At 71.7% G+C, this 24,863-nt stretch carries 21 protein-coding genes; 18 read left to right on the forward strand and 3 right to left on the reverse strand.

Annotated features, from left to right (window positions below; translation table 11 throughout):
• Positions 1 to 51: 51 nt before the first annotated feature.
• From OG599_RS27220 to OG599_RS27270, 11 genes are all read left to right on the forward strand, one after another.
• On the forward strand, positions 52 to 519 hold the full coding sequence (locus OG599_RS27220) for a flavin reductase family protein (protein ID WP_327178599.1): 468 nt from the start codon (positions 52 to 54) through the stop codon (positions 517 to 519).
• The gene (locus OG599_RS27225; protein ID WP_327178600.1) at positions 504 to 1,925 is read left to right on the forward strand and encodes a cation:proton antiporter domain-containing protein; all 1,422 of its coding nucleotides are present in this window, start codon (positions 504 to 506) and stop codon (positions 1,923 to 1,925) included. Before OG599_RS27220 ends, OG599_RS27225 begins: the two co-directional genes overlap by 16 nt.
• Positions 1,926 to 1,975: 50 nt before the next feature.
• The gene (locus tag OG599_RS27230; RefSeq protein WP_327178601.1) at positions 1,976 to 3,361 is read left to right on the forward strand and encodes a salicylate synthase; all 1,386 of its coding nucleotides are present in this window, start codon (positions 1,976 to 1,978) and stop codon (positions 3,359 to 3,361) included.
• Positions 3,358 to 4,410: a ketoacyl-ACP synthase III family protein gene (locus OG599_RS27235; protein ID WP_327178602.1), complete on the forward strand. Its 1,053-nt coding sequence runs from the start codon at positions 3,358 to 3,360 to the stop codon at positions 4,408 to 4,410. The genes OG599_RS27230 and OG599_RS27235 overlap by 4 nt, the downstream gene beginning before the upstream one ends.
• Positions 4,403 to 6,073 carry a (2,3-dihydroxybenzoyl)adenylate synthase gene (locus tag OG599_RS27240; protein WP_327178603.1) on the forward strand — a complete coding sequence of 557 codons (1,671 nt, stop codon included), beginning with the start codon at positions 4,403 to 4,405 and terminating at the stop codon, positions 6,071 to 6,073. Before OG599_RS27235 ends, OG599_RS27240 begins: the two co-directional genes overlap by 8 nt.
• A 98-nt stretch (positions 6,074 to 6,171) precedes the next feature.
• Entirely contained in the window at positions 6,172 to 6,456 is a 285-nt protein-coding gene (locus OG599_RS27245; protein WP_327178604.1) for a phosphopantetheine-binding protein, read from the forward strand.
• Positions 6,453 to 8,018 (forward strand): amidohydrolase family protein, encoded by a 1,566-nt coding sequence (locus OG599_RS27250; protein ID WP_327178605.1) that lies wholly within the window; start codon positions 6,453 to 6,455, stop codon positions 8,016 to 8,018. The genes OG599_RS27245 and OG599_RS27250 overlap by 4 nt, the downstream gene beginning before the upstream one ends.
• A gap of 54 nt (positions 8,019 to 8,072) precedes the next feature.
• Positions 8,073 to 9,305, forward strand: coding sequence for a 3-deoxy-7-phosphoheptulonate synthase (locus OG599_RS27255; protein ID WP_327178606.1), 1,233 nt, complete (start codon positions 8,073 to 8,075; stop codon positions 9,303 to 9,305).
• Positions 9,306 to 9,339: 34 nt separating this feature from the next.
• Positions 9,340 to 10,110: a 2,3-dihydro-2,3-dihydroxybenzoate dehydrogenase gene (locus tag OG599_RS27260; RefSeq protein WP_327178607.1), complete on the forward strand. Its 771-nt coding sequence runs from the start codon at positions 9,340 to 9,342 to the stop codon at positions 10,108 to 10,110.
• A 25-nt stretch (positions 10,111 to 10,135) separates the two neighbouring features.
• On the forward strand, positions 10,136 to 10,786 hold the full coding sequence (locus OG599_RS27265) for an isochorismatase family protein (RefSeq protein WP_327178608.1): 651 nt from the start codon (positions 10,136 to 10,138) through the stop codon (positions 10,784 to 10,786).
• Entirely contained in the window at positions 10,783 to 12,729 is a 1,947-nt protein-coding gene (locus OG599_RS27270; protein WP_327178609.1) for an anthranilate synthase family protein, read from the forward strand. The genes OG599_RS27265 and OG599_RS27270 overlap by 4 nt, the downstream gene beginning before the upstream one ends.
• 487 nt (positions 12,730 to 13,216) lie before the next feature.
• Here the strand turns inward: OG599_RS27270 and OG599_RS27275 are convergent, their stop codons facing one another.
• The 3 genes from OG599_RS27275 to OG599_RS27285 form a co-directional block, all read right to left on the reverse strand.
• Positions 13,217 to 13,765, reverse strand: a complete 549-nt coding sequence (locus OG599_RS27275; protein ID WP_327178610.1) for a hypothetical protein — start codon at positions 13,763 to 13,765, stop codon at positions 13,217 to 13,219.
• 119 nt (positions 13,766 to 13,884) lie between these two features.
• Positions 13,885 to 15,798 (reverse strand): hypothetical protein, encoded by a 1,914-nt coding sequence (locus OG599_RS27280; protein WP_327178611.1) that lies wholly within the window; start codon positions 15,796 to 15,798, stop codon positions 13,885 to 13,887.
• Complete coding sequence (locus OG599_RS27285; protein WP_327178612.1) at positions 15,795 to 17,627, reverse strand: non-ribosomal peptide synthetase; 1,833 nt, start codon at positions 17,625 to 17,627, stop codon at positions 15,795 to 15,797. The genes OG599_RS27280 and OG599_RS27285 overlap by 4 nt, the downstream gene beginning before the upstream one ends.
• A gap of 459 nt (positions 17,628 to 18,086) precedes the next feature.
• Between OG599_RS27285 and OG599_RS27290 the strand changes: the two genes are divergently transcribed.
• From OG599_RS27290 to OG599_RS27320, 7 genes are all read left to right on the forward strand, one after another.
• Positions 18,087 to 18,854 (forward strand): TauD/TfdA family dioxygenase, encoded by a 768-nt coding sequence (locus OG599_RS27290; protein ID WP_327178613.1) that lies wholly within the window; start codon positions 18,087 to 18,089, stop codon positions 18,852 to 18,854.
• A gap of 87 nt (positions 18,855 to 18,941) precedes the next feature.
• Complete coding sequence (locus OG599_RS27295; RefSeq protein ID WP_327178614.1) at positions 18,942 to 20,513, forward strand: pyridoxal phosphate-dependent aminotransferase; 1,572 nt, start codon at positions 18,942 to 18,944, stop codon at positions 20,511 to 20,513.
• Complete coding sequence (locus tag OG599_RS27300) at positions 20,506 to 21,321, forward strand: BtpA/SgcQ family protein (protein ID WP_327178615.1); 816 nt, start codon at positions 20,506 to 20,508, stop codon at positions 21,319 to 21,321. The genes OG599_RS27295 and OG599_RS27300 overlap by 8 nt, the downstream gene beginning before the upstream one ends.
• Positions 21,318 to 22,442, forward strand: coding sequence for an SIS domain-containing protein (locus OG599_RS27305; protein WP_327178616.1), 1,125 nt, complete (start codon positions 21,318 to 21,320; stop codon positions 22,440 to 22,442). The genes OG599_RS27300 and OG599_RS27305 overlap by 4 nt, the downstream gene beginning before the upstream one ends.
• 59 nt (positions 22,443 to 22,501) lie before the next feature.
• Positions 22,502 to 22,924, forward strand: coding sequence for a cupin domain-containing protein (locus OG599_RS27310; RefSeq protein WP_327178617.1), 423 nt, complete (start codon positions 22,502 to 22,504; stop codon positions 22,922 to 22,924).
• Positions 22,924 to 23,232, forward strand: coding sequence for an acyl carrier protein (locus OG599_RS27315; RefSeq protein ID WP_327178618.1), 309 nt, complete (start codon positions 22,924 to 22,926; stop codon positions 23,230 to 23,232). Before OG599_RS27310 ends, OG599_RS27315 begins: the two co-directional genes overlap by 1 nt.
• Complete coding sequence (locus OG599_RS27320; protein WP_327178619.1) at positions 23,225 to 24,829, forward strand: class I adenylate-forming enzyme family protein; 1,605 nt, start codon at positions 23,225 to 23,227, stop codon at positions 24,827 to 24,829. The genes OG599_RS27315 and OG599_RS27320 overlap by 8 nt, the downstream gene beginning before the upstream one ends.
• The last annotated feature ends 34 nt before the right edge of the window (positions 24,830 to 24,863 follow it).

Genomic DNA, 24,863 nt, shown 5'->3' on the forward strand with positions numbered 1-24,863 from the left:
GCCACGCGTGCGGCTGTGGGCGATCACACTCGCCTTGAAGGCTCCGACGCCATGCGGCAGTTGATGGCCGGGTTTCCCACGGGAGTGGGGATCGCCACCGCCTTCGACTCGGAGTCCCGCCCCTGGGGCATGACGTGTACGTCCCTGGTGAGCGTCGCCCTGGAACCGCCCACTCTCCTGGTGTGCCTGCGCAGCGGCAGCCCCACCCTGCACGCCGCGCTCGAAGCCGGGGAGTTCGCCATGAACCTCCTCCACCAAGGGGCGCAGTCGACCGCGGAACTGTTCGCCTCCGGTGCGCCGGACCGCTTCGACCGCGTCGAGTGGACCGCGCCCCCGGCCGCCGCCGGGCCGCATCTGAGCTCCGACGCCCACGCGGTCGCCAACTGCGCGGTCGTACGGCAGGACACCCTCGGCGATCACGTCGTCGTCTTCGCCGAGGTGCGTGACGTCCACCTGAACCGCACACCGACCCCCCTGCTCTACGGACTGCGGCGGTATGCGTCATGGCCGACGAACTGAGGCTGGCGCCCCCGAAGAGGGGGCGGAGCGCCCCGGCCCCTTCCCGGGCGCGATACGTCTACGTCCTCCTGGTGCTGATCCCGGTGGCCCTGGTGGCGGTCGTACTGCGCTTCGGCATCACGGACACCGGGTCGGGAGGGCCGGGCGGAGCGGCCGACAGGGCACACGCGGCTTCCGGAACGTTCGCCGAGCTGCTGTTGGCCCTGGCGGTGATCCTCGGCGTCTGCCATCTGACGGCGGGTCTCTTCCGGCGGATGTCCCAGCCCGCCGTCATCGGTGAGATCGTCGCCGGCATCCTGCTCGGCCCCTCGCTGCTGGGACTGCTGTGGCCGAGCGGGTATCACCGGCTGTTTCCCGCGGACCTGACGGCGCCGATCAACACACTCGCCCAACTCGGTCTGATCTGCTTCATGTTCATGGTCGGTTACGAGTTGGACCTGCGAGCGGTGCGCGGCCGCGGGCAGACCGTCCTGACGATCAGTCACGTCGGCGTCGCCGTACCCCTGCTCGCGGGGGTGCTGCTGGCGCTGGGGATGTACGCGTCGTACGCCCCGGACGGCCTGGGCTTCACGGCCTTCGGCTTGTTCATCGCCGTCGCCATGAGCATCACGGCCTTTCCGGTGCTGGCCCGCATCATCGCCGAACGGCGTTCCGACGAGCTGACCGTCGGACCGGTCGCGCTCGCCTGCGCGGCGGTCGGGGACGTCACGGCCTGGTGTCTGCTGGCCGTGGTGGTCGCCGCGGCCGAGGACTCCTCCCTGTACGGCGTGATCCAGATCCTGTGCCTCACGGCGCTGTTCTGCGCGCTGCTGCGCTTCGCGGTGCGCCCCGTGCTGGAGCACACGCTCGGCACGCGCACCTGGTCCCGCGGCACGGTCATGCCGGTGCTCTTCTCCGGCATCCTGCTCAGCGCGCTGTCCACGGACCAGATCGGTATTCACGCGATCTTCGGGCCCTTCCTGCTGGGAGCGGTCACGCCGCGGGGCTCGGCCCCGGTCGAATGGGCGGTGGGACGGCTGCGATCGGTGACCGAGGCACTGTTGCTGCCGCTGTTCTTCGTCTTCTCCGGGCTGCGCACCTCGATCGGGCTGCTCGGCGACTGGCAGGCATGGTGCTGGTGTCTGGCCGTCGTGGCCACGGCGATGGCCACGAAGTGGGTCGGCACCGCGCTGGCCGCCAGAGGCTGCGGCATGGGCTGGGAGGAGTCGCTGTCCATGGGCGCCCTGATGAACTGCCGCGGTCTGACCGAGCTGGTCGTGCTCAACGTCGGTCTGGACCTCGGGGTCATCACGCCCACGGTGTTCACGATGTTCATCGTCATGGCGCTGATCTCCACCCTGCTCACCGCCCCCGCGCTCTCGCTGATCGCGCGCCGGTTCTCCGGGACGCGCGCCACTCCCCGGTGAAGCGCCCGCCCCGCTTTCCCCTTTCGGCCATCGAGAAGAGGACGTTCGAGATGCACCAGTCCCCCCGGCACTACTTCGAGACGAGGCTGAGACCGGCCTCGGATCCCATGACCGCCGCTGCTCGCCTGGCGTCGTCCGGTCTGCACCCGGACTACGTCGTCTACGAGAACGGCGGCACCTGGTCCTACGCCGGCGGCGCGCTCGCCGAGATCACCCTGGACCGTTCGGGGGCTCGGCTCCGGAAGCAGGAGCAGGAGGAGGTGCTGCTGCCGTGGGACGGCCGCCCCCTGCAGCAGGTGCAGAGCCTGCTCGACACCGTACGGATCAAGGACTGGCGGGCCTACGGCTGGGCGGCGTTCGAGCTGTCGTACGCCAAGGACGGAGACCTCCGACACGTCGGTGACCAGCGGCTGCTTCACCTCGTCGTCCCCCACACCGAGATCAGGATCGAGGCCGGCGAGGCCTATCTGCGCTCGGCTGACCAGGCCACTCTCTCGGCCGCGCTGGACGTGCTGGCCGAGGAGCACACCGAGTCGCGGGCCGTACCGGACCCCGTGGACGTACGGCAGGCCGGAGCGGATGCCTACCGCCGGGCCGTCGGCGCCGCGGTCGACGCGATCAACGGCCGGGTCCTCCAGAAGGTGATCTTCTCGCGGGTGGTCCCGGTCGATCACGAACTCGACTTCGTGGGCACATACCTGGCGGGGCGGCGTGGCAACAACCCCGCGAGGTCCTTCCTGCTCAGCCTCGGTGGCATCGAGGCGACGGGCTTCAGCCCGGAGATCGTCGTCCAGGTCGCCCCGGACGGACGTGTGGTCAGCCAGCCCCTGGCCGGGACCCGGGCGCTCACCGGCGACCGGGCCGAGGACGACCGGCTGCGCGCGGAACTGCTCACCGACCCCAAGGAGATCTACGAACACGCCATCTCCGTGAAGATCGCCTGCGACGAACTCCTGGAGGTATGCGCCCCCGGCACCGTCGACGTCGAGGAGTTCATGGTCGTCAAGGATCGCGGCACCGTGCAGCACCTGGCCTCCCGGGTCGGCGGACAGCTCGCCGACGGCCAAGGGGCCTGGGACGCCTTCAAGGCGGTGTTCCCGGCGGTCACCGCATCCGGTGTGCCCAAGGACGCCGCCTACGACAGCATCCGCAGCAACGAGTCCGAGGCCCGGGGGCTCTACGGCGGGGCCGTTCTGACGGTCAGTCACGAGGGCGCCATGGACGCGACCCTGGTGCTGCGCAGCGTCTACCGGCAGAACGGCCGCACCTGGCTGCGGGCCGGCGCGGGCATCGTGGGGCAGTCCCGTCCGGAGCGGGAACTGGAGGAGACCTGCGAGAAGCTGGGCAGTGTCGGACGCTTCCTGGTGCCCGCCGCCGAGCCCGTCGAGGCCGTCGGCGCCGGTGCCGGCGCGATGGCGGGAGGGACCCGCCCGTGAGGGTCAGCGGAATTCATCTCGCGGGCATCGCGACCCATCTGCCCGAGCCGTACCCGACGGCCCGCGCCGTCGAGGAGGGGCTGTACGACGAGGAGGACCGCGAGGAGTCCGGCATCGAGTCCGTGCTCGTCGCGGGCGAGACCACCGGGCCCGATCTGGCCGTGCGCGCGGCCAGGAAGGCGTTGGCCCGCTCCGGTCACCGGCCCGAGGACTTCGGCGCGCTGCTGCACAGCAGTGTCCACTTCCAGGGCCCGGACGGCTGGTCCGCCCACCACTACGTCCTGCGGCACACGCTCGACCGCCCGGTGACGGCCGTCGAGGTACGGCAGGGCTGCCTCGGCATGCTCTCCGCGCTGGAGCTGGCCGCCGGCCGTCTGATGGCCACGTCCGAACCGCCGGCGGTGCTCCTGACCTCCGGCGACAACTTCTCCACCCCGCTGGCGGACCGCTGGCGTGCCTCGAAGCTCTTCCTGCTGGGTGACGCCGGAGCGGCGGCCGTGGTGTCCCGCCGCGGCGGTTTCGCCCGGGTGCTGTCCGTCGGCTCGGTGTCGGTCCCCTCGATGGAGGAACTGCACCGCGGAGGGGAGCCCATGTTCCCGCCCGGTCCCACCGTGGGCCGCACCCTCAACCTGGAGGAGCGCAGGGAGTTCTGGCGCCGCGAGTGGGCAAAGGGAGTCCCGCCGCCCATGGGCAACTTCGGCGACACGGTCGCCGCCGCCGCCCACCAGTCGCTGGCGGAGGCCGGCGTCACGATGGCGGACATCTCCCGGGTCTGCCACATCGGCTTCTCCCAGCTGCCGTTGCAAGCGTCATTCCTGGACCCCCTGGGCATCGACGAGAAGCGGGGCGTCTGGGAGTTCACCCGCACCACCGGCCACCTGGGCGCGGCCGACCCGGTCGCCGGCCTCGAACACCTCTGGCAGACCGGCCAGGTGGGCGAGGGCGACCTCGTGATGGTCATCGGCGCCTCGCCCGGCATGGAGGCGGGCTGCGCCATCGTCGAGATCACCGTCCCCCGCGAGACCGAGGGGGAGGGCGGCCATGCTTGAGGGATGCACACCGTGGCCCGAGGAGCGGACACGGGAGTACCGGGCGGCGGGACACTGGCGGGGAGAGGACCTCTCGGACCTGCTGGCCGCCGCCGGGGCGGCACACGGTGACCGCACCGCCCTGGTGCACGGGCGGCGCCGGCTGACGTACGCCGAACTCGACCGACGGGTGTCCCGGACGGCCGCAGGGTTCGTGCGACAGGGCATCGCCGCGGGCGACCGGGTCGTCGTACAGCTGCCGAACGTGCCCGAGTTCGTCATCGTCTGCTTCGCCCTTTTCCGCATGGGGGCAAAGCCGGTGTTCTCGCTGGTCTCCCACCGGTCCCACGAGATCCGCCACCTGTGCGCGATCTCCGGGGCTGTCGGCTACGTGGTACCCGGCACGTACCAGGGCTTCGACCACACGCGGCTGGCCCTCGATCTCGCGGGCGAGTACGACACCCTGCGGAAGGTCTTCGTCCTGGACCCGGCCGTGAAGGCCGCCGCCGACACCCCCGCCGGGCTGCTGGTCGCGCTGGACGACGTCGACGCCGAGCCCCTGCCGCTGCCCCCGCCCGACCCGTCCGACGTCGCGTTCTTCCTGCTCTCCGGTGGCACGACGGCGCTGCCGAAGCTGATCCCGCGGACCCACGACGACTACACCTACCAAACCAGGGCCGCCGCCGAACTGATCGAACTGGGCCCCGAGGACGTCTACTTGGCGGTGCTCCCGGCGGAGTTCAACTTCACCTGGGGGTGTCCCGGCGTGGTGGGCACACTGCGCTCCGGCGGCACCGTGGTCCTCGTGGAGACGCCCATCGCCGACGAGTGCTTCGAGACCATCGAGCGCGAACGCGTCACCTTCACCTCGCTGGTGCCGACCCTGGCGCAACTGTGGCTGGAGGCCGCCGAGTGGAACAAGGCCGACCTGTCGAGCCTGCGGCTCGTGCAGATCGGCGGGGCCCGACTGCACGCCTCCGTCGCGGAGCGCGTCTCCCCCGTCCTCGGATGCCGGCTGCAACAGGTCTTCGGGATGGCGGAGGGGCTGCTCACCCTGACCCGCGCCACCGACAGTGAGGAGGCCGTCGTCACCACCCAGGGCAGGCCGCTCTCGCCCGCCGACGAGGTGCGGATCGTCGGCCCCGACGGCGACGACCTGCCGCCGGGCAGCATCGGCGAACTGCTCGCCCGAGGCCCGTACACCCTCCAGGGCTACTACAGGGCTCCGGAGCACAACGCCCGCGCCTTCACCGAGGACGGCTTCTACCGCTCCGGTGACCTCGCGCGGCTGACCGCCGACGGCGCTCTCGTCATCGAGGGCCGTATCAAGGACGTGATCGTCCGGGGTGGGGACAAGGTGTCCGCCGGAGAGGTGGAGGAACACATCCTGGCCCATCCGGCGGTGGCCGAAGTGGCCGTCGTACCGGTGCCCGATCCGTTCCTGGGCGAGCGGGTCGGCGCCTATGTGGTCCCGGACGGCCCGCCGCCCGGCCTGCGGGAGCTGAAGGAGGCGCTGCACGCGGACGGACTGGCCGACTACAAGCTGCCCGACTGGCTGGCGATCGTCGAGAAGCTGCCGCTGACCGGGCTCGGCAAGGTCGACAAGAAGACCCTCGCCGCCGACGCGGCGGCCAGGATCCGCGCGACGGACGCCGCACCGTCCGAAGCGGCGACCGGCCGATGACGTCGTACGCCGTTCCAGCGCCGGCCGACGGTGCCGGTCCCGCCCGCTCCCGCCGCGCCGCCCCCCGTCCCGTCGAATCAGAAGGACGCGAAGCAACGATGGAATCCACAGCGGAAAGTTCGGACCGGACACCGACGGAGGTGTCCGCCGCGTTGCGCGAGGCCGTCGCGACCATGATCGGCGCAGAACCCGACAAGGTCGCGCCGGGCGCCAACCTCATACATCTCGGGCTCGGTTCCCTGGAGATGATGCGGCTGGTCAACCGGTGGCGGCGGGACGGGCTGCCCGTCTCGTTCCGTGAACTGGCGGCCGAGCCCACCCTGGAGGCCTGGCAACGGCACTTCGACACCGTCACGGCGGAGTCCGGGGAGGCCACGGCGTGAAGGGGACCACCCCGCTGGACGACGAGGGGCTCCCCGGCCGCCCGCCGGCGCTCCTGATCCGCGGCGGACACATCTGTACGGCGGACGCCGCCGCCCGGGTGCACCCCACGGGGTCCGTGCTCGTCGTGGGCGACCGGATCGCCGCCGTGGGCCCCGTCGAGGAGGTGGCACAGGCCGTCGCGAGGCTCACCCCCGGGCAACGGGCGGGGCTGCGGACGCTCGACGCCGGATCCATGCTCGTCATGCCGGGCTTCGTGAACAACCACTGGCACGACATGTTCGCGGTGCGACTGCCCTTCAAAGGTGCCCTGCGCACACCGGACGACCGGGCCGACGAGCCGGGTTTCATGGCCCTGGGCGGCGACATCGCCAAGGTCTCCGCCGGGTTCGAGGGATTCCGCCGCCTGGTGGATGCCCTGGAGCCCGACGAGGCAGGGGCCGTCGCCCGGTACGCCCTCTGGACGCAACTGCGCTCCGGCACCACGACACTCGGCGACGTCGGGTCCGTCAACCGTCCCGAAGCGCTGGCCGACGCGGCGCTGGAACTGGGCATCCGCTGTTCGGTGAGCGCCTGGGTGGCGGACACGGTGTGCACGGGCAGCGGGACCCCCGAGCGGACCCGCGACGCCGACACCGAGCTGGCTCGGATCCAGCAGGTGCTGGACCGGTGCGCGGCGGACCGGACCGGTCGGCTGCGTGCCTGGCCCACGGCCCCCTACCTCACCAACATGAGCGACGAGCTCGGCCGCGGCCTGGCCCGCCTCTCGGCCGAGTACGACGTTCCGTTCGCCACACACGTGGGCGCCCTGCGCCATGAGGCGGAGGCGGTACGCACGCACTTCGGCCTCACCCCCGTGCGCAGGCTCGACCGGCTGGGCCTGCTCAACGACCGGCTCATGGCGGTGCACTGCGCGTTCGCCGACTCCGAAGAGCGGCGGATGCTGCTCGACGCCCGGGTCCACATCAGCCACTCGCCCGCGAAGTACGGCCCCACCGGTGAGTCCACCCTGAGCGAGACCGGTCTCATCCCCGAACTCAAGCGCTCCGGCCTCGACGTGTCGCTGTCGACGGACGGGGGCGTGTTCCCCGTCATGGGCATGGCCGAGGAGATGCGGGCGGCCTGGCAGATGTACAACGAACTCGCGGCGGACCACACCACCCTGCCCGCCAGTGAGGCCCTGGCCATGGCCACCCGGATCGCGGCCCGCGGCCTCGCCTGGGAGCACGAGGTCGGCAGCCTGGAGGCGGGCAAGCAGGCCGACCTGGTGCTCGTGCCCATCGACGACTGGCGCTATCTGCTCAACCCCCGCCCGCTGGAGGGCTATCTGACGCTGGGCGGCACACAGGACGTGCACACCGTGCTGGTGGCGGGCCGGATCCTGCTGGAGAACGGCCGCGCACCGCATCTCGACGAGGCCGGCCTGCAAGACGACTACCTGCGCGCTCTGCGTTCCTTCTCCGCTCGGGCTCTCGGCATCGCCGAAAAGGAGCTCACCGCCCTGTTCGACGACAACCCGCGGCTGCGTACGAGGGACACCGCCCCGGCCAGCCGCCGGGTCTGACCGCGCCACGACGGCTCCTCTCCCGCCCGCGCCACCCACGGAGGTAGTGCAACGATGTCCGACAACACCGCCCTGCTGCTCGTCGAGGACGAGGGCGCCGCCCTCTCCTTGGACGAGGTACGCCGATGGCGGGCGCTGCCCGCCCGGCAGCAGCCCGACTGGCTCGACGACCCACAACTCGAACCCGTACGCGAACTCCTGTCCACCAAGCCCGCGTTGGTCACCCGCGACGAAGTGGCGACACTGCACGCCCTGCTGGCCGAGGTCGCGCAAGGCCGGTTACAGGTGGTGCAGGCCGGCGACTGCGCGGAGGATCCGGCGGAGTGCGGGGCCGGACCCGTCGACCGCAAGGCGGATCTCCTCGACGAGCTCGCCGCGGTGATGAGCGCCCACTCCGGCAGGCCCGTCCTGCGGGTCGGCCGCATCGCCGGCCAGTTCGCCAAGCCCCGCTCCCAGTCCGTGGAAGAGGTCGGCGGACGTGAACTTCCCGTCTACCGCGGGCACATGGTCAACCGGCCCCAGCCCGACGCCCGGGCCCGGCGTCCGGCGCCCTCGCGGATGGTGGCCTGCTACGACGCCGCGGCCTCCGCCGTGGACGCCCTGCGGCTGCGCGGCATGGCCGACGGGGCGGCGCCGCACTCCCAGGTGTGGACCAGCCACGAGGCCCTCGTCCTGGACTACGAACTGCCCCTGCTGCGCCGTAACCGCGACGGCCGCCTGCTGATGGCCTCCACGCACTGGCCGTGGATCGGCGAGCGCACCCGGCAGGCCGACGGGGCGCACATACGCCTGCTCGCCTCCGTGGACAATCCCGTCGCCTGCAAGGTCGGACCGTCCGCGAAACCCGACGAGCTGGTGCGCCTGTGCGAACTGCTCGACCCCGACCGCACGCCGGGCCGGCTCACCCTGATCGCGCGGATGGGAGCCGAGGCCGTGACCGAGCGGCTGCCCCCGCTGGTGTCCGCCGTGCGGGCCGCGGGACATCCCGTCAGCTGGCTGTCCGACCCGATGCACGGCAACACCGTGACCGCGCCCGGAGGCATCAAGACGCGGCGCGTCGACACGATCGTGCGGGAGGTCGTCGGCTTCCAGGACGCCGTCGTGACCGCGGGCGGGGTCGCGGGGGGCCTGCACCTGGAGACGACGCCGTACGACGTCACCGAGTGCGTGGCGGACGGGTCCGGAGTGGACCGGCTGGACGGGGCGTACACCACGCTGTGCGACCCGCGGCTCAACCCCTGGCAGGCGCTCGACGTGGTCTCCGCATGGCAGGGCAAGGACCGATGACGCACGACGACGCAAGGGGAGAGGAGTTTTGCCGATGAAGGACACGATCGCGGTGGTGACCGGTGCGGCAGGAGGCATCGGGAGCGCGGTGGCCGAGGCGCTGGCCGTACGCGGAGTGTCGGTCGCCCTGCTGGACCGGGACGCCGACCGGCTGCACGTGGTGGCCAAGGAGCTGCGGGGGGCGGGTCACCGGGCGATGGCCTTCCCGGTCGACGTCACCTCCAGCCAGGACGTCGAGGCGGTGGTCGAGGCGGTCGAGGAACGGCTCGGCCCCATCGACCGGCTCGTCAACGCTGCCGGAGTGCTGCGCGGCGGCCATGTCGACGGCTTCACGGACGAGGACTGGCAGGCGACCTTCGCCGTCAACACCACAGGCGTCTTCCACATGTCGCGCGCCGTCGTGCGCCGGATGAAACCGCGGCGGCGCGGCGCCCTGGTCACGATCGCCTCCAACGCCGCGGGCACCGCCCGCATGGAGATGGCCGCGTACGCGGCGTCGAAGGCCGCCGCGTCCATGTTCACCAAGTGCCTCGGCCTGGAGAGCGCCGCCTACGGCATCCGCTGCAACGTGGTCGCTCCCGGATCGACCGACACCCCCATGCTGACCGCGCTGTGGGACGACGAGTCCGCGGCCCGCGTCTCGATCGACGGTGTTCCGGAAGCCTTCCGGGTCGGCATCCCGCTGGCCAAGCTGGCCCGCCCCCAGGACGTCGCCGACGCCGTGCTGTTTCTGCTGTCGGACGGCGCGGCGCACATCACCATGCACCACCTCACCGTCGACGGCGGGGCCGCGCTCGGCGCGTGAGCCCCGCCATGGAAAGGAGTCGGTTGTGGCCATCCCGGCGATCGAGCCCTACCCGATGCCCACGGAAGGCGACCTGCCGGCCAATAAGGCCTCGTGGTCCGTGAGCCCGTCCCGTGCCGTCCTGCTCGTGCACGACATGCAGAACTACTTCCTACGGCCGTTCACCGCCGGCCGTTCACCCGTCGACCCACTGGTCCGCAACACCGTCCGGCTCAGGCAGACCTGCGCCGAGCTGGGCGTCCCCGTCGCCTACACGGCGCAACCGGGTTCCATGACCGAACAACAGCGTGGACTGCTCAAGGACTTCTGGGGCCCGGGCATGACCGCGGGGCCGCAGGATCGCGCCGTCGTCGAGGAACTGGCGCCGAGCGAGTCCGACACGGTGTTCACCAAGTGGCGGCCGAGCGCCTTCTTCAACACGAGCCTGCTGGAACTGCTCCGCGACACGGGCCGGGACCAGCTGATCGTGTGCGGCGTGTACGCCCACGTCGGCATTCTCATGACCACGGGGGAGGCGTACGCCCACGACATCCAGACGTTCGTGGTGGGGGACGCCGTCGCCGACTTCACCCTGGCCGAACACCGTATGACGCTCCAGTACGTCGCGACGCGCTGCGGTATGACGCTGCCCACCGACGCAGTGGTGCGGCAGCTGGAGGAGGCGAGCCGCTCATGAACTCCGGTGCCGACGAGGCGCGCTCCGGCACACCGCACCCGCTCCTGTCCCGGATCCTCGCCGCCGACCCGCCGCCGTTCGCCCTGCTGCACCGGCCGCAGGCCACCGGAGCGGACCGCCTGGAACTGCTGGTGGGCACGGTCTCCCAGCCCGGTTCGCTCGCCGAACTCCCACTGCCGCAGGGCCCCGGCTCCGACCGGCACGACGTGCTCGCCGTACTGCCCTACCGGCAGCTGGCCGAACGCGGCTATGCCTGCCTGGACGACGGCACCCCCTTGCTCGCCCTGACGGTCGAGGAACAGTGCGGCCTGTCCCGGCAGGAGTTCCTGCGGGACGTCCCGGACGTGCCGATCAGGATGGACGAGCACGGCTTCGACGTCGACGACGAGGCGTACGCCGGCACGGTGCGCCGGATCATCGAGGACGAGATCGGCCGGGGCACCGGCGCCAACTTCGTCTTCCGGCGCACCTACCGGGCGGATCTGGCGGACTGGGGCACGGCTACCGCCCTGGCGTTCTTCCGCCGGCTGCTCCAGGGCGAATCCGGCGTCTACTGGACGTTCCTGATCCACACGGGCGAGAGGTGCCTCGTCGGCGCGACCCCGGAACGGCACGTGAGCCTGCTCGGCGGCGCCATGACGATGAACCCCATCAGTGGCACCTACCGATATCCCGAAGGCGGCGCGGATGCCGACGGGGTGATGAGATTCCTGCGGGACGCCAAGGAGTCGGACGAGCTTTTCATGGTCCTCGACGAGGAACTGAAGATGATGGGCCGGGTGTGCGACCGCGGCGGCCGGGTGCGCGGTCCGTACCTCAAGGAGATGGAGCGCCTCGCGCACACCGAGTACCTCATCGAGGGCTCCAGCAGCAGCGGCGTGCGCGAGATCCTGCGCGAGACCCTGTTCGCGCCGACGGTGACCGGCAGCCCGCTGGAGAGCGCGTGCCGGGTCATCGGCAAGTACGAACCCCACGGCCGGGGCTACTACAGCGGTGTGGCGGCCCTCGTCGGCCGGGACGCCGACGGCGAGGTCGCCCTGGACTCGTCGATCCTCATCCGCACCGCGGACGTCGACCCGGCGGGCAGGCTCAGCATCGGAGTCGGCGCCACCCTGGTGAGGCACTCCTCTCCGCAGGCCGAGGTGGCCGAGACCCGGGCGAAGGCCGCCGGGCTGCTGTCCGTGCTGCGCGGCGAACCCGACACGAGGCACCCGGCACAGCACGACGCCGCGGCGTCGGCGCGCGGACCGGCACTGAGGGACCACCCCGACGTGGTGGCCGCACTGGCGAACCGCAACGCCACTCTGGCCGGCTTCTGGCTGGCGAACCCTGACGACCGCGGGTGCCCGGACGACCGGCTGGCCGGCCGGCGCCTCCTCGTCGTCGACGCGGAGGACACCTTCACCTCCATGGCCCGGCACTGCCTCGCCTCGCTGGGCCTGGACGTGACGGTGCGCCGCTTCGACGAGCCGTACACCCTCGACGACCAGGACTTCGTGATCGTGGGGCCCGGACCCGGAGACCCGGGGCTGCACGGCGACTCCAAGATCGCGCACCTGCGGGATCTCACCCGGGGGCTGCTGGACTCCCGTACCCCGTTCCTCTCCGTGTGTCTCGGGCACCAGGTGCTGAGTTCACTCCTGGGGCTCGACATCGTGCGCAAGGCGGAGCCCAATCAGGGGTCCCAACAGAAGATCGACTTCTTCGGCCGACCGGAACTCGTCGGTTTCTACAACACGTTCGCCGCGCACTCGGCCTCGGCCACCCTGTCCTGCCCGTTCCGGGGCGCCGAGATCCGGGTCTGCCGCGATCCGGGCAGCGGTGAGGTGCACGCACTGCGCGGCCCCGGCTACGCCTCGGTCCAGTTCCATCCGGCGTCCGTCCTCACGAGCAACGGAACCGCCGTCCTGCGCGAACTCCTCGTCGGCGTGGCGGAAGGCTGATGTCTGGGTACGCGCGGTTCGGACGGCAGTCGAGGTGTCGTGCCCCGAGATCTTCATCAGTCTTCCAGGGCGTGTGTCGAAAGTGGCGCCGTCCGCCCGGAGGGCGGGTCCGGCGGTGTCCGGTGCGTGCGATCGCACGGCGGAGGGGCGCCCCGATACTGGGTGTATCGGGGTGATCCCGGCAACGCGGCGAGCGTGCGTGCCGGGCGTCGCCGGACAGGCGGGACTTTCGACACACGCCCCAGGGCTCAAGGGGCACGACTGGCCGATGTCCCGTCGCAGGTGCGCATCCCGGTGACAGTGCCCCCGGATGCGTGCCGTCGGCGCGACATCGCCTCTCTCGCCAGTCGGCCGGATCGGCCTCCCGGGTCAAGGCCCCCGTCGCTCGAGTCCATGGAGCTGTTCGGCCGGGACCCCGTGCGGGCCGCCCGCCGGGACGCCGCGGCCGGTGGGCCGCCCGCAGGCATGGCCCGCGGGCCCGTCCAGATCAGCAGAGCGTGTGCCGCCCCCGTCCGACCTTCCGCACCAGACCCTTCTTGCACAAGCGGTCGAGGGCCGACGACACGATGGAGTCAGGCCGCCGGGAGTCGCGCAGCAGGTCCGTTTTGCCCTCGTCGCGCAGGCGCTCGATGATCGTGACGAGGTCCCGCGTGCGCAGCGGATCCTGTGCCGTGGACAGCACGTCAAGGATCATCTCCTGAATGGAGAACGGCTTGCTCGCGCGGTAACCCGTGGAGTCGGCGCTCACCGCCGCGGGCGCGGTCGGCTCCGGCGGGGTTGCCTGCCCGGTGATCTCCACCGTGACGGCGCGCACGGCGGAGGACGTCTCCGTCTGGCCCGGCTGGAACTGGTCCAGCGAGGTGCTGAGGGTCTCCAGGAGATCCAGCTTCCGCTGCGCTTCTTCCAGTTGGGTGCTCAGCGCCTGGACCGTGTCCGCCTGCGCCCGCAACTGTTGGCGTACCAGCAGCAAGGTCTCGCGCACCACGGAATGACCGCCTGATGCTGTGGCCATGAAATCCTCCGCTGTCGTCGCCATGCGGATTCCGTTTCAACTAAGCCTGCTGGAACGCAAGGATCGCAAGTCTTCCTGAGTTCGGACAGAGCATGCCCGGGACGCGGAAGCATGAATCCGCCGTTATTTCCTGGTGTATTCGATTACCGGAGATCCGACTCGTCCGAGCGGACGTGATCGGATTCGCCCGGCGGAGCCGGAGCCAGCCTCATCATGGAAGACGAGGCGATGTAGGCCCCGTTCACGATGGCGATGAATACCCCGGTGTGGACGTCCGGACGCGGCTGGTGACCGACCAGATCGATCTCGGCGGTGAATTCCTCCTTCTGGCCCGGCAGCACGGCAATCGGCGCGCTGACCTCGGGCGGTAGCCCCAGGAATCGACGCATCGCGAAAGCGAATCCGATTCCACCGCGCAGAATGTGCTCGGAATCGTTGCGCAGGCTCCGGGACAGGCCGGTGACGCGACCCGACACGGCATCCGTGTCCAGAGCTCCTTCGAGTACGAACGCTGGTTCGTCCGATTCCTCGCTGGTCCACCATAGGTCACCGCAGCGCCTGCACTGGAGGGTCCGCACGGTCAGATTGGCGTGCACCACGTGTCTCATGACGATGAGGGCGGCCCTGTCCCGCGCACAGTTCGGGCAGGTCGCGGGGCGTTGGGACACCTCGCGCAGCCCGTCGAGCGACGGGCCTCCGTAGTTCCATCCGTTCACATAGATGTCATGAACGATCGCGGCGGCCGTGGCGTGCTGGAACGCGGCGAGGTCGGTCTCGATCCCGGCGACCAGCGAAGCCAGGTCCGGCGCCTGAAGGTCCTCGGCGACCTCGCGCACCCGGACGCGGAACCCTTCCACGGCGAGGGCGTCGACCCCAGGCTCCAGCCAGCAGAGGCGTTCCAGGCGGGGGAGGACCACGTTGTTCACGTAGGCCAGGTCCCGGACCGCCTCACCATCCCGCCGGCCTGCCGCCTCCACCGCCTTCGCGAGGTGGGCGCCTTCGGCCCGTCCGGCCGGCAGACCGAGGACGAGGCCGGGGTCGCCGAGCAGGCCGAAGCGGTTCAGCCAGCCGTTGATCGGATGCGCCCGCTCGTTCAGGCGCTCGACGGCGTGGCCGAGTGGCAGGTTCTCCGAGAGAGCGCCCTCCAGGTCCTGCTGCGCCCCCCGCTGCACGATGTGGACACCCAGCGCGCCGATGACCGCGACGGCGGTTCCTTCCAACAACCCGAGCCCCAGCGCGACATGGTGGGGGTAGGCGTTGGTGCCCACGGCGATGGACGAACAGCTGTGGGTGAAGACCACGGTCGCGTGCAGTTCCGCCGCAGGCAGGCGCCGATCCGCAGCCAGGTCGGCGCGGTGGCAGCCCGCGCCGTGCATGCACGGCATGTGCCGGTACGTGTGGTCGGTGGGGGGCAGCGGAGCATCGATCGCGTCGGACCGGCCGCACAGGATGCCGTCGGGCAGCGCCGCACAGCACTCCTTGCCCAGCGCCTTGAGCACCAGCAGCCTCGGCCTGCGCCGGCCGAGTTCGAGGATGTCCTCGAACTCGTTGGTGTCGGCCAGTTCGGCGTCTTCGAGCATGGGGTGGGTGGCCACGAAGACGCGGTCCTCAGCCGCCGCATGGGCGGTGAGGCTCCGGTAGACCAGGCAGGTCAGTGCGGCCAGGTCGCGCGCGGTGACCACGCCGACCACCGCGCCGTGGGCGCCCGGCCAGTCGCCGGAGGCGGTGATGTCCTCGGCCAGACCGACCACGGCGACGAGTTCACCGGCCCGCGGGGCGAGTTCGCGCGCGAGGGCGCCGGGTCCCACCACACGGTGCTCACGGCCCGTTGCGACGGCCAGCAGCCGGCCTGCGGAGCCCGCGTCGCCGCCGACGCTGATCACCGTTCCCGCCCGCGGGGCGGTGTCCACCTCCGGCAGTCGCCCTTCGGGGAACAGCGACCGATAGCGGTCCAGCGAAGGGCCGGCCAGCACGGGGAAGGGCAGGCCCTCGCTCCAGGCGTCCGCCCGCTCGCGGTAGTCGGCGATGCTCCGGCAGGGCACGACGTGGGCGTTCACGCGCCGCTCTCCTTCCCCGTACCGGCCACGAGGGCCGCGACGCGCTCCGGGTCGGGGGCGTAGGTCTCCAGCATGCGGGCCTGTGCGCCGAGCGTGGCGTGGGAGTAGAAGGCGCGCAGCGGCGGCCTGATCTCCAGGTCCTGGCGGATTCTCGCGTTGAGGCGTCCGAGGAGGAGGGAGTGGCCGCCCATCCGGAAGAAGTTGTCCTCGGGGGCGAGGCTGTCCACCTCCAGCAGGTCGCGCCACATGGCCGACAGGGCCTGCTCCAGCGGGGAGAGCCCGTCCGCGGGCGTCCCCGGCGCGGTGCCCCGCTCGTCCCGGCCGCCTTGGTCGTGCGGGGAGCCGAGCGCGGCGAGGGCCGTGCGGTCGACCTTGCCCATGGGCGTGAGCGGCAGCCGGTCCACCACCGTCAGCCGGGGCACCATCCACTCCGGCAGGTCACGCGCCAGGTCGTCCCGAACCCGGGCGGCCGTGTCCGGGGCAGCCGTGGCGGCCGGCACCACGAAGCCGGCGAGAACGCGGTCGGCCTCCGTGCCGCGGAGCACCACGCAGGCGTTCGCGACCTCGGGGTGGGCGAGCAGCCGCGCCTCGATTTCGCCGAGCTCCACGCGGTGTCCGCGGATCTTGACCTGGTGGTCCGTGCGTCCGAGGTAGACGAGCACGCCGCCGGCGTCCCGCCGGACGAGATCGCCCGTGCGGTAGAGGGCGAGGTCCGTACGCTCCGGGTGGGGCACGAACACGCCGGCCGTCTGCTCGGGGCGGTTGAGGTAGCCCAGGCTGAGGCAGGGGCCCGACATGTACAGCTCGCCGCGCACACCGTCGGGCACCGGACGGAGCTCCTCGTCGAGGACGTGGGCCTCCAGACCGGGCAGCGGCGTGCCGATCGGGATGATCCGGGTCTCGTCGGTCACGCCGGAGACGACGTGCCGGATGACGAAGGTGGTGGTCTCGGTGGGGCCGTAGACATTGGCCAGCGTGCCGGACAGAGAGGCGAGCACGTCGCGGGCCCGCCGGGGGTCCATGGGCTCGCCGCCGACGAGGAGCAGCCGCAGGGGTGCGAACGCGGCGGGATTCTGCAGGGCGATCTCGTGGAAGACCGACGTGGCCGTGATCATGGCGGTGATGCCGTGTCGCCGGTACTCCTCGCCGAGCAGTCCGCCGTCGGTCAGCAGTTCCCGGGGGAGGATCACGAGGGTGGCGCCGGACAACAGCGTCGCCCATATCTCGTACGTGATCGCGTCGAACGCGGGACTGGTGAGCTGGGCCGTGCGGTCTCCAGGAGCGAGGGACAGGTCCGGGTCGGGTCCCGTGACGTTCGCCAGGAAATGGGCGATGCTCGCGTGACCGACCAGAACGCCCTTGGGCGTGCCGGTGGTGCCCGAGGTGTAGTACACGATGGCCGGGGCGTCCGGCGCGACGACGGGCGGATCGACAGGCGCTCCGCCCGCGGCCGGGGCCGTTCCGACGTCCTGGAGGACCAGTTCGGAGGGGAACCGGTCCGCCAGCTCGGCGGAGGTGATCACACAGGAGGCGCCGCTGTCGGCCAGGATGAAGCGGTGGCGGTTGACGGGCTGTTCGGGCTCCATCGACACATAGGCCGCGCCCGCCTTCCACACGCCGAGAAAGGCGGCGATGCGCCCGCATCCCGGCGGAAGGCACACGCCCACGAACGAGCCGGGACCCGCGCCCCGGTCGAGCAGCAGGCGCGCCACGCCCTCCGCCGCCCGGTCGAGCTCCGCATACGTCAGTTGCTCGCGAGCATCCGGATGGGAAACGGCCACCGCATCGGGAGTCCGCTCGATCTGCTTGGTGAACAGAGTGTCCAACATCCCCTATGTAGCCCCTCGTTGACATCGAGCCCGCACTGGCGAGGTTGTGATCCCAGGACTGTAACCCCTGCTCGGGGCGCTGGGGAGGGAGGCAGGAAGCCAATCTGTCAGTCGCACGAAAAATGCCGGGAGTTGACCCCGCGGGCCTGATTCCCCGCAAGGAACCTTGCGGACATTGCCAGTGAAATGCCGCCTGTGCAACGAGAGGATCTAGCCTCCGTCTGATCTTTCGGGTTAACTGACGGGCGGCCAGCGCCGCAGCGCCTGAGCGTGTCAGTTGCTCACGATCACCGACCCGCCGGAACGCGCCTTGTCCGGAAGGCGGTTCGCGCGGTTTCCGCTCCTTGGTGCGCACGTCATGTCCAGCGGGGGTAGAGAATGCTCAAAGGTAGCTTTACCGAGAACTCATCGGACGACCACTGTCGACTCCGTGCCCAACTCCTTTCTGAAAATAGTGCGTTGGCGCAGCCTGCCGTAGGATTCCCGGCCACGGCAGCGGACTTCCCCGGGGAGATCCTCGACGGGATCGACAGGGACCTCGTCCGGTACGGGCTCGGCGTCGTCCGGCTGGACGAGCCGCTTCCCAACGGCCTTTTCAGGAAGCTGGGTTCGGCACTCGGGACCGTGACACCCGAGACCGCTCCCGACATCCAGTCCTACGTTGAGGACGGTGTCGTCCTCAACCTCCGGGCCGATGCCGGAATCACGCAGGACGTCTCCCTCCAGCCCTTCGCCAGCAACCCCCTGTCCCTGCACAGCGAGGGCAGCGGACGCGCCGTCGCGGACCAGCCCCGCTACATCGTGCTCATGTGCGTGGAACCGGGCGACAACTCCGCCTCCACCGTCCTCGTCTCCATGGACGAGGTCGCCGCCGGCCTCGACGCCGAGGACCTCCGCCTGCTCCGCGCCACCCGCTACGCCGACGCCCCCGGCGTGCCCCCCGTCGTGCGGTCCCAGGGGGACCACGTGGTCTTCGCCTTCCGCGATTTCCAGCAGGACACCCTGCGCTGGGTCTGCGAGGCGGACGGAGCCTCGCCGGAGGCCGTCAACGGCGCCCTCGGCCGCCTGCTCACCCGCATGTACGAAGCCCGGGGCGCTTCGGGCGTGCTCTGGTCCCGTGGGCTGCTCGTCGTCATCGACAACACCCGGTTCTTCCACGGGCGCACGGCCGGGCTGCCCCGAGCGGCGGCCAGGACACGCCATCTCAAGAGGCTCCGCATCCGCTGACGCGTCCCGTCCCACCCATGGGTGGGCGCGCGCGGGCAGCGCCCGGAGCGTCCCCCACTGGCCCCCTTCTTCTCCCTTGGAGACGGCATGCCCCTGTTCGACATCTCTCCGCCCGTACGCCCGATCAGCCTGCCCAGCGAGGTGCGCGACGCGGCCCTGAACGCCGGGCCGGCCACCCCTCCGGCCGGCCTGTTCACCCCGGTCGTGGATGACGCCACCCTGGAGGTCTTCCGGCGGGCCGTCGACCCGGAGGACCCCTACGAACTGCGCGAGCTCTGGCTCGGCCGCGTCGAGCACCGTCTCGGCACCCACGCCCTACGCCCCGAACAGGCCGAACGCTGGCGGAACTCGACCGTCCGCCGCCAGGTGACCGCCGAGGAGGTCCTCACCTCGCGGGCGACCGTCCGCTTCGTCAAGGAGCTCTTCAACTCCTACTTCCGCGACGACCTCTACGGACGCCTCCGGCAGGACGCGCGGTACATCCTCTCCAGCGGCTCCGTCGACGAGGAGCGGTGGGGGCTCCCCGAGACCATCAAGGACACCCTCCGCTACGCCCTGTCCCGCGACTGGTACGGATACTCCGACTCCTGCGGGCGCGCCCCCGCGCGGGATGCCGTCGCCGCCTACGAGAGCGCCCGCATCGCGGACGTCACCTACACGGCCGAGAACGTCGCCCTCACCATGGGCGGCACCTTCGCCGTCAGCTCCCTCGCCGACTTCGTCCTGACGGGCTCGACGCACAACTCCCCGGCCCTGTGCGCCATTCCCAACTACCCGCCGCTCGTGGAGGCCATCGCCCGCCGCACACCGGTCACGCTGGTCCCGGTCTCCTCGGACGACGGCGTGATGTCGGTCGACCCGGTCATCGCCGCGCTGACCCCCGACACGCCGTTCGTCATGCTCCAGACCGCGGCCAACCCCACGGGCGCCGGTGTCGCCGAGGCCGACCTGGAGCGGCTCGTCCGCGCCGCCTCGCCCAACACCATGATCCTCCTCGACGAGTGCCACGAATGGCTCGGCCCGAAGCGGGAGTTCGGCAAGTTCCGCGCGGCCTCCAACGTCATCCGGGTCTCCAGCCTGTCCAAGAACTGGTCGGCCCCGGGCGTCAAGGCCGGCTGGATCATGGCGGACGCGGCGTTCATCGCCGCCTATTACGAGTACGCCTCCACCAGCTTCGGCGGTCCCCCCTCGTTCCTCTACACCGCCATCGAGGTCCTCGCCCGCATGGAGCGCTGGATGATCACAGGGGTCACCGAGGTGCGCGCGGCCGAACTGGCCGAGTTCGAGAAGACCTACGAACTCCAGCGCGCCGGCCTGCAGGCCGCGTACGACGGCTACCGCCAGGAACGGCACTCCCGCGAGGCCGCGCTCGCCACCCTGCGCGACGCCAGCGGCGCCCGCCTCGCCGAGGTCGCGCACGTCCTGCGGCCCGAGTACTCCATCAACACGGCCGTCGCCTTCGACCGCTGGGACGACTCCTACCTCTGCTTCCGTGAACTCCTGCGCGAGACGGGCGTCTCGGTCTATCCCGGCATCCTCAACTTCGGCTTCGGCAGCGGCGTCGTCCGACTCACCACCGCGCGCCCCTGGACCGTCCTCGACCCGGCCTTCGAGCGGATCCGGGCCACCGTGCGACGGGATGAGGCCGTCCATGCCTGAGTTCCGCCTCCCGCCGGGCCGCAAGACCGTCATCGGCATGATCCACCTCCAGCCGCTCCCCGGCACCCCCTTCCACGAGGAAGGAGACTTCCGGGACATCCTGGAGACGGCCGTCGCCTCCGCCCGGGCGCTCGCCGCCGGCGGAGCCGACGGTTGCCTGATCCAGACCGTCGACCGCGTCTACTCCACCGAGGACGCCAGCGACCCGGCGCGCACGGTCGCGATGGGCCTGATCACCGACGCGGCCGTCCGGGCCGTGGCCGGCACGCCCGGCTTCCTCGTCGGCGTCCAGATCATGCGCAACGCCCTCAGCGCCTCCCTCGCCGTCGCCAAGGTGTCCGGAGGCCACTTCATCCGGGCCGGCGCGCTTGTCGGGATGACCCTCAGCCCGCACGGCATGGTCACCCCCGACCCGCTCGCCGTCGCCGAGTACCGCAAGCGGATCTCCGCCGGGTCCGTGGGGATGATCGCCGACGTCGACTCGATGCACTTCCGCTGGTTCGGCGGGGAGAAGCCCACCGCGGAGGTCGCCCGCGCGGCCCGCGGCATGGGCGCCGATGCCGTCGCCCTCGGAGACCCGGACGAGGCACGCACCCACGAGCTGATCGCCTCCGTCCGCCGCGCCGCCCCGGGCCTCCCCGTCGTCCTCGCCGGCCACACCGACCACACCAACGCCGCCCGGCTGCTCGCCGACGCGGACGGGGCCTTCGTCGGCACGTGCCTCGAAGAGGGCGGCTGGGGCGGCCGGATCGACGCCGACCGGGTCCGCGCCTACGTCGACATCGCCCGCTCCCTGGAGTCCCGATGACCGCCCCGGCCCGCCCGCCCGCGGCAACGGGACCCATGGACGCCGCCGTCCTCGGCCGCCAGAGCGGACGCCTCGCGGCCGACCTCCGCGACCTCGCCGGCTTCCTCCCCGACCGCGTCGGTACGGCCTGGCACGAGCTGTACGGTCCCGACGGGGCGGGCGGGACCCCGCGCTCCGTCTGCCTGGTGGGCGACGGCGACTCCGTGCACGCGGGCACCGCCGCCGAGGCCGCCTTCGAGCACCTCGCACACCTGCCCTGCGAAGTTCAGCCCGCCCAGCGCTTCCTCGGCTACCACGTGCGTACGGCCGCCCCCGGCACCCTCGTCGTGGCCGTCTCGGCCTCCGGCCGCACCGAACGCGTCCTCCAGGGCGTCGCCGCGGCCCGTGCCCGAGGACTCCGTACCCTTGGCATCAGCGGATCGGCCACCAGCCCGCTCGCCGACGCCACCGACGCCCACGTCGCCGTCGGCCTGCCCGACCTCGAACCGTCCCCCGGCATCCGCACCCACCAGGCGAGCCTGGTCGCCCTGCTGGTGCTGGCGCTCCGTGCCGCGGAGACCACCCGCGGCACGGAGTGGGCCACTCGCACCCGCGCCGAACTCCCCGGCCTCGCCGACGGGATCGCCGCGACCGAGGCGGCCGTCCGCGAGCGGGCCTCCGCATGGGGACGGACCCTGACCGACGCCCCCGTGATCGCCGTCCTCGGCACCGGCCCCGCCGAGGGCACGGCAGGCTACGCAGCCGCCAAGGTCGTCGAGGGCGCCGGAGTCCACGCGTACGGCCGGGACCTGGAGGAGTGGTGGCACGTGGAGCGGTTCGCCGCCCCCCTGGACACCCCTCTCGTGGTGCTCGCCCCGCACGGACCTGCCCGGCCCCGCGCCCTGGAGCTCGCCGAGCGCGCCCTCGCCCTCGGACGTCGGGTCGCCCTCGTCACGCCCGCCGAGGGGACCGAGGACCTCGACGACCGGATCGTCCTCCTTCCGGTGCACGGCACCGCACGCGAGGAGTTCGCCCCGCTGCTCCACCAGATCTTCGCGGCCCACCTCGCTCTCGGGATCGCCCGCGGGCTGGGCCGCAGCCCCTTCCAGAGGCACCGCCCGACCGGCCCCGCCCTCCGATGACACCGCGCCCACCCGGCCCCGTCGAAACCGCTCACCAGCACACAGCCAAGGAGACACCCATGGACACCGTCTTCGACCCGGACAAGCACGTCCGGAACATCTACACCTCGCCCGAGGTCAAACTGCTCAACTCCCGGGGTGAAGTCATCCCGGGCATCCTCGGCACCGTCGGCGCCGGCGAACTGATCGAGGGCGGCGTGGCCATCGGGGCCGACCGCATCATCATGGAGTCCGGCTCCTGCTTCGACCTGCACACCCACCCCGGCGCGCACATCCTCTTCGTCCTCAGCTCCCGCGGCTACATCCATATCAACGGTGTGGACTACGAGATGGGCGCCGGCGACACGGTGTTCGTCCCAGCCAACTACGCGCACGGCGTGAAGACCAACCTGCACGTCCCCGAGCCGCTGGAGATCCTGGCCTTCGGCGTGCCGCACATGCCGCTGGAGTCCGCCGAACGCATGACCCTGGTGGAGGAGTGATGAGCAGCGGCCCCCGCGCCGGCGGGAGCCCGGCACACGCCGGACTCCCGGTCCCGCCCGATCTCGCGGCGGTCCTGGACGTGGTCCGCGGGCTCCTGACCGAACCGGTGCCGGCGTGGGGCCCCGAGCAGGCCGATGTCCCCCTCGCGGACCTCGGCTTCGACTCGCTGCGCACCGTGGGGCTCCTGGTCGAGGTCGAGACCGCCCTCGACGTCGAACTGCCCCAGGACAGGGTCACCGCCGACACCTTCCGTACCACCCGCACCCTCGCCGACGCCGTCCACGAGACCCGGCACGCGCATGGGTGACCCGACCGCGACCGACCAGGACCTCGTCCACCGCTACCGGGAAGCACCCTTTCCCACCAGCGCGGGCGGGGTCCGCTCGGTCCTCGACCACCTCGACCGGCACGCCCGGGAACGCGGCGGGGAACCGTACCTCACGACGCCGGCCGCCCACGGCACCGCGCGAACCCTGACCTATGCGGAGCTCGACCACTACAGCCGCCGAACCGCCCACTGGCTGGACACGGTCCTCGGGCTGCCGGCCGGCGGGCCCGTCGGCCTGACCCCGGTCAACGACGTCCCATCGGTGATCGCCCTGTTCGCCGTCCTGCGCTCCGGCCGGCCCGCCCTCGTGCTCAACCCGGCGGACCCGGCCGCCCGGGTCGCCGAGCAGACCGCGGCCCTCGCGATCGAGGCGATCGTCACCGGCCCCGCCACGGCCGACGACCGGTTCCCCCGAACCGTCCGCGCCCCCGACCCCGAACGGCTGCCCGACCCGCCCCCCGGCTGGTCCCCGCCGCCCCCGCGGGCGGACGCGGACGTGCTCTACTTCGGCACCTCAGGGTCCACCGCTGCCTCCAAGCTGGTCGCCCAGACCCACGGCAACGCCGTCGCCAACGCGGACGCCATGGTCCGGCACCACGGACTGCGCCCCGGCGACACCTTCCTCGGCTGCCTGCCCATCCACCACGTCAACGGCGTGCACCTGACACTCATGGCCACCCTGGCCGCGGGTGCTCACGCGGTGCTCGCCCCGGGCTTCGACCCGTTCCGCTACCCGGAGCTCCTGACGCTCCACCGGCCGCGGGTCGCCGGCGTCGTCCCGAGCATCCTCGACGCCCTGTCCGCCGTGTGGCGCCGCCGCACCCTCCCGGCGGACTTCTCGCACTTCGTCACCGCCGCCGCCCCCCTGTCCGCCGAGACGGCGCGCGCCGTCCACACCCGGATCGGGGCCCGCGTCCTCCAGGGGTACGGCCTGACCGAGACCACCAACTTCTCCACCACCATGCCGCGCGACATCGGCGACGACGCCTATCGGCGCCTGCTGCTCGATGCCGACATCCCCACCGTCGGTGTCGCCGTCCCCGGCAACGAGGTGGCCGTGTTCGGCCCGGACGGCCGCCGCGCCCGCCCGGGCGAACCGGGGGAGATCCGCATGCGCGGCCACAACGTGATGTCCCGCTACGCGGGCAACGCCGAGGCCACCGCGGAGGCGTTCGCGGGCGGCTGGTTCCACTCCCAGGACCTCGGCCACGAGGTCCTGGACGAGAAGACCGGGCACACGTACTTCGTCATCACCGGCCGCAGCAAGAACATCGCCAAGGTGCGCGGCGAGGCCGTGTCGCTGGAGGAGATGGAACGGGCTCTGCGGCGTCTTCCGGGCGTCCTGGACGCGGCCTGCGCCGCCGTCCCCGACCAGCTGCTCGGCGAGGTCGTGGCCGTGGTCCTGAACGCTCCCGACGCCGTCGGCGACGACGCGGTGCGCACGCACCTGCAAGCGCACTTCGCCGAGGCGGTCCAGCCCCATCGCATCCTGCGGGTGCCCGAGGTCCCCCGGACGGCCACCGGAAAGATCCTTCGGCCGGCCCTGCGGGACCTGCTGGCGCAGCCTCCGCGCTGACCCGCGCCCGCCCCTTCCCACCCGTTTCCCGACC

The organism is Streptomyces sp. NBC_01335 (assembly GCF_035953295.1).
Lineage (GTDB): Bacteria > Actinomycetota > Actinomycetes > Streptomycetales > Streptomycetaceae > Streptomyces.

What these genes read in the sequence shown, in the direction of transcription:
- OG599_RS27220 (WP_327178599.1), top strand. Translation starts at nt 52, where the DNA reads ATGCGGCAGTTGATGGCCGGGTTTCCCACGGGAGTGGGGATCGCCACC.
- OG599_RS27225 (WP_327178600.1), top strand. Translation starts at nt 504, where the DNA reads ATGGCCGACGAACTGAGGCTGGCGCCCCCGAAGAGGGGGCGGAGCGCC.
- OG599_RS27230 (WP_327178601.1), top strand. Translation starts at nt 1,976, where the DNA reads ATGCACCAGTCCCCCCGGCACTACTTCGAGACGAGGCTGAGACCGGCC.
- OG599_RS27240 (WP_327178603.1), top strand. Translation starts at nt 4,403, where the DNA reads ATGCTTGAGGGATGCACACCGTGGCCCGAGGAGCGGACACGGGAGTAC.
- OG599_RS27245 (WP_327178604.1), top strand. Translation starts at nt 6,172, where the DNA reads ATGGAATCCACAGCGGAAAGTTCGGACCGGACACCGACGGAGGTGTCC.
- OG599_RS27255 (WP_327178606.1), top strand. Translation starts at nt 8,073, where the DNA reads ATGTCCGACAACACCGCCCTGCTGCTCGTCGAGGACGAGGGCGCCGCC.
- OG599_RS27260 (WP_327178607.1), top strand. Translation starts at nt 9,340, where the DNA reads ATGAAGGACACGATCGCGGTGGTGACCGGTGCGGCAGGAGGCATCGGG.
- OG599_RS27270 (WP_327178609.1), top strand. Translation starts at nt 10,783, where the DNA reads ATGAACTCCGGTGCCGACGAGGCGCGCTCCGGCACACCGCACCCGCTC.
- OG599_RS27275 (WP_327178610.1), bottom strand. Translation starts at nt 13,765, where the DNA reads ATGGCGACGACAGCGGAGGATTTCATGGCCACAGCATCAGGCGGTCAT.
- OG599_RS27285 (WP_327178612.1), bottom strand. Translation starts at nt 17,627, where the DNA reads ATGTTGGACACTCTGTTCACCAAGCAGATCGAGCGGACTCCCGATGCG.
- OG599_RS27295 (WP_327178614.1), top strand. Translation starts at nt 18,942, where the DNA reads ATGCCCCTGTTCGACATCTCTCCGCCCGTACGCCCGATCAGCCTGCCC.
- OG599_RS27300 (WP_327178615.1), top strand. Translation starts at nt 20,506, where the DNA reads ATGCCTGAGTTCCGCCTCCCGCCGGGCCGCAAGACCGTCATCGGCATG.
- OG599_RS27305 (WP_327178616.1), top strand. Translation starts at nt 21,318, where the DNA reads ATGACCGCCCCGGCCCGCCCGCCCGCGGCAACGGGACCCATGGACGCC.
- OG599_RS27310 (WP_327178617.1), top strand. Translation starts at nt 22,502, where the DNA reads ATGGACACCGTCTTCGACCCGGACAAGCACGTCCGGAACATCTACACC.
- OG599_RS27315 (WP_327178618.1), top strand. Translation starts at nt 22,924, where the DNA reads ATGAGCAGCGGCCCCCGCGCCGGCGGGAGCCCGGCACACGCCGGACTC.
- OG599_RS27320 (WP_327178619.1), top strand. Translation starts at nt 23,225, where the DNA reads ATGGGTGACCCGACCGCGACCGACCAGGACCTCGTCCACCGCTACCGG.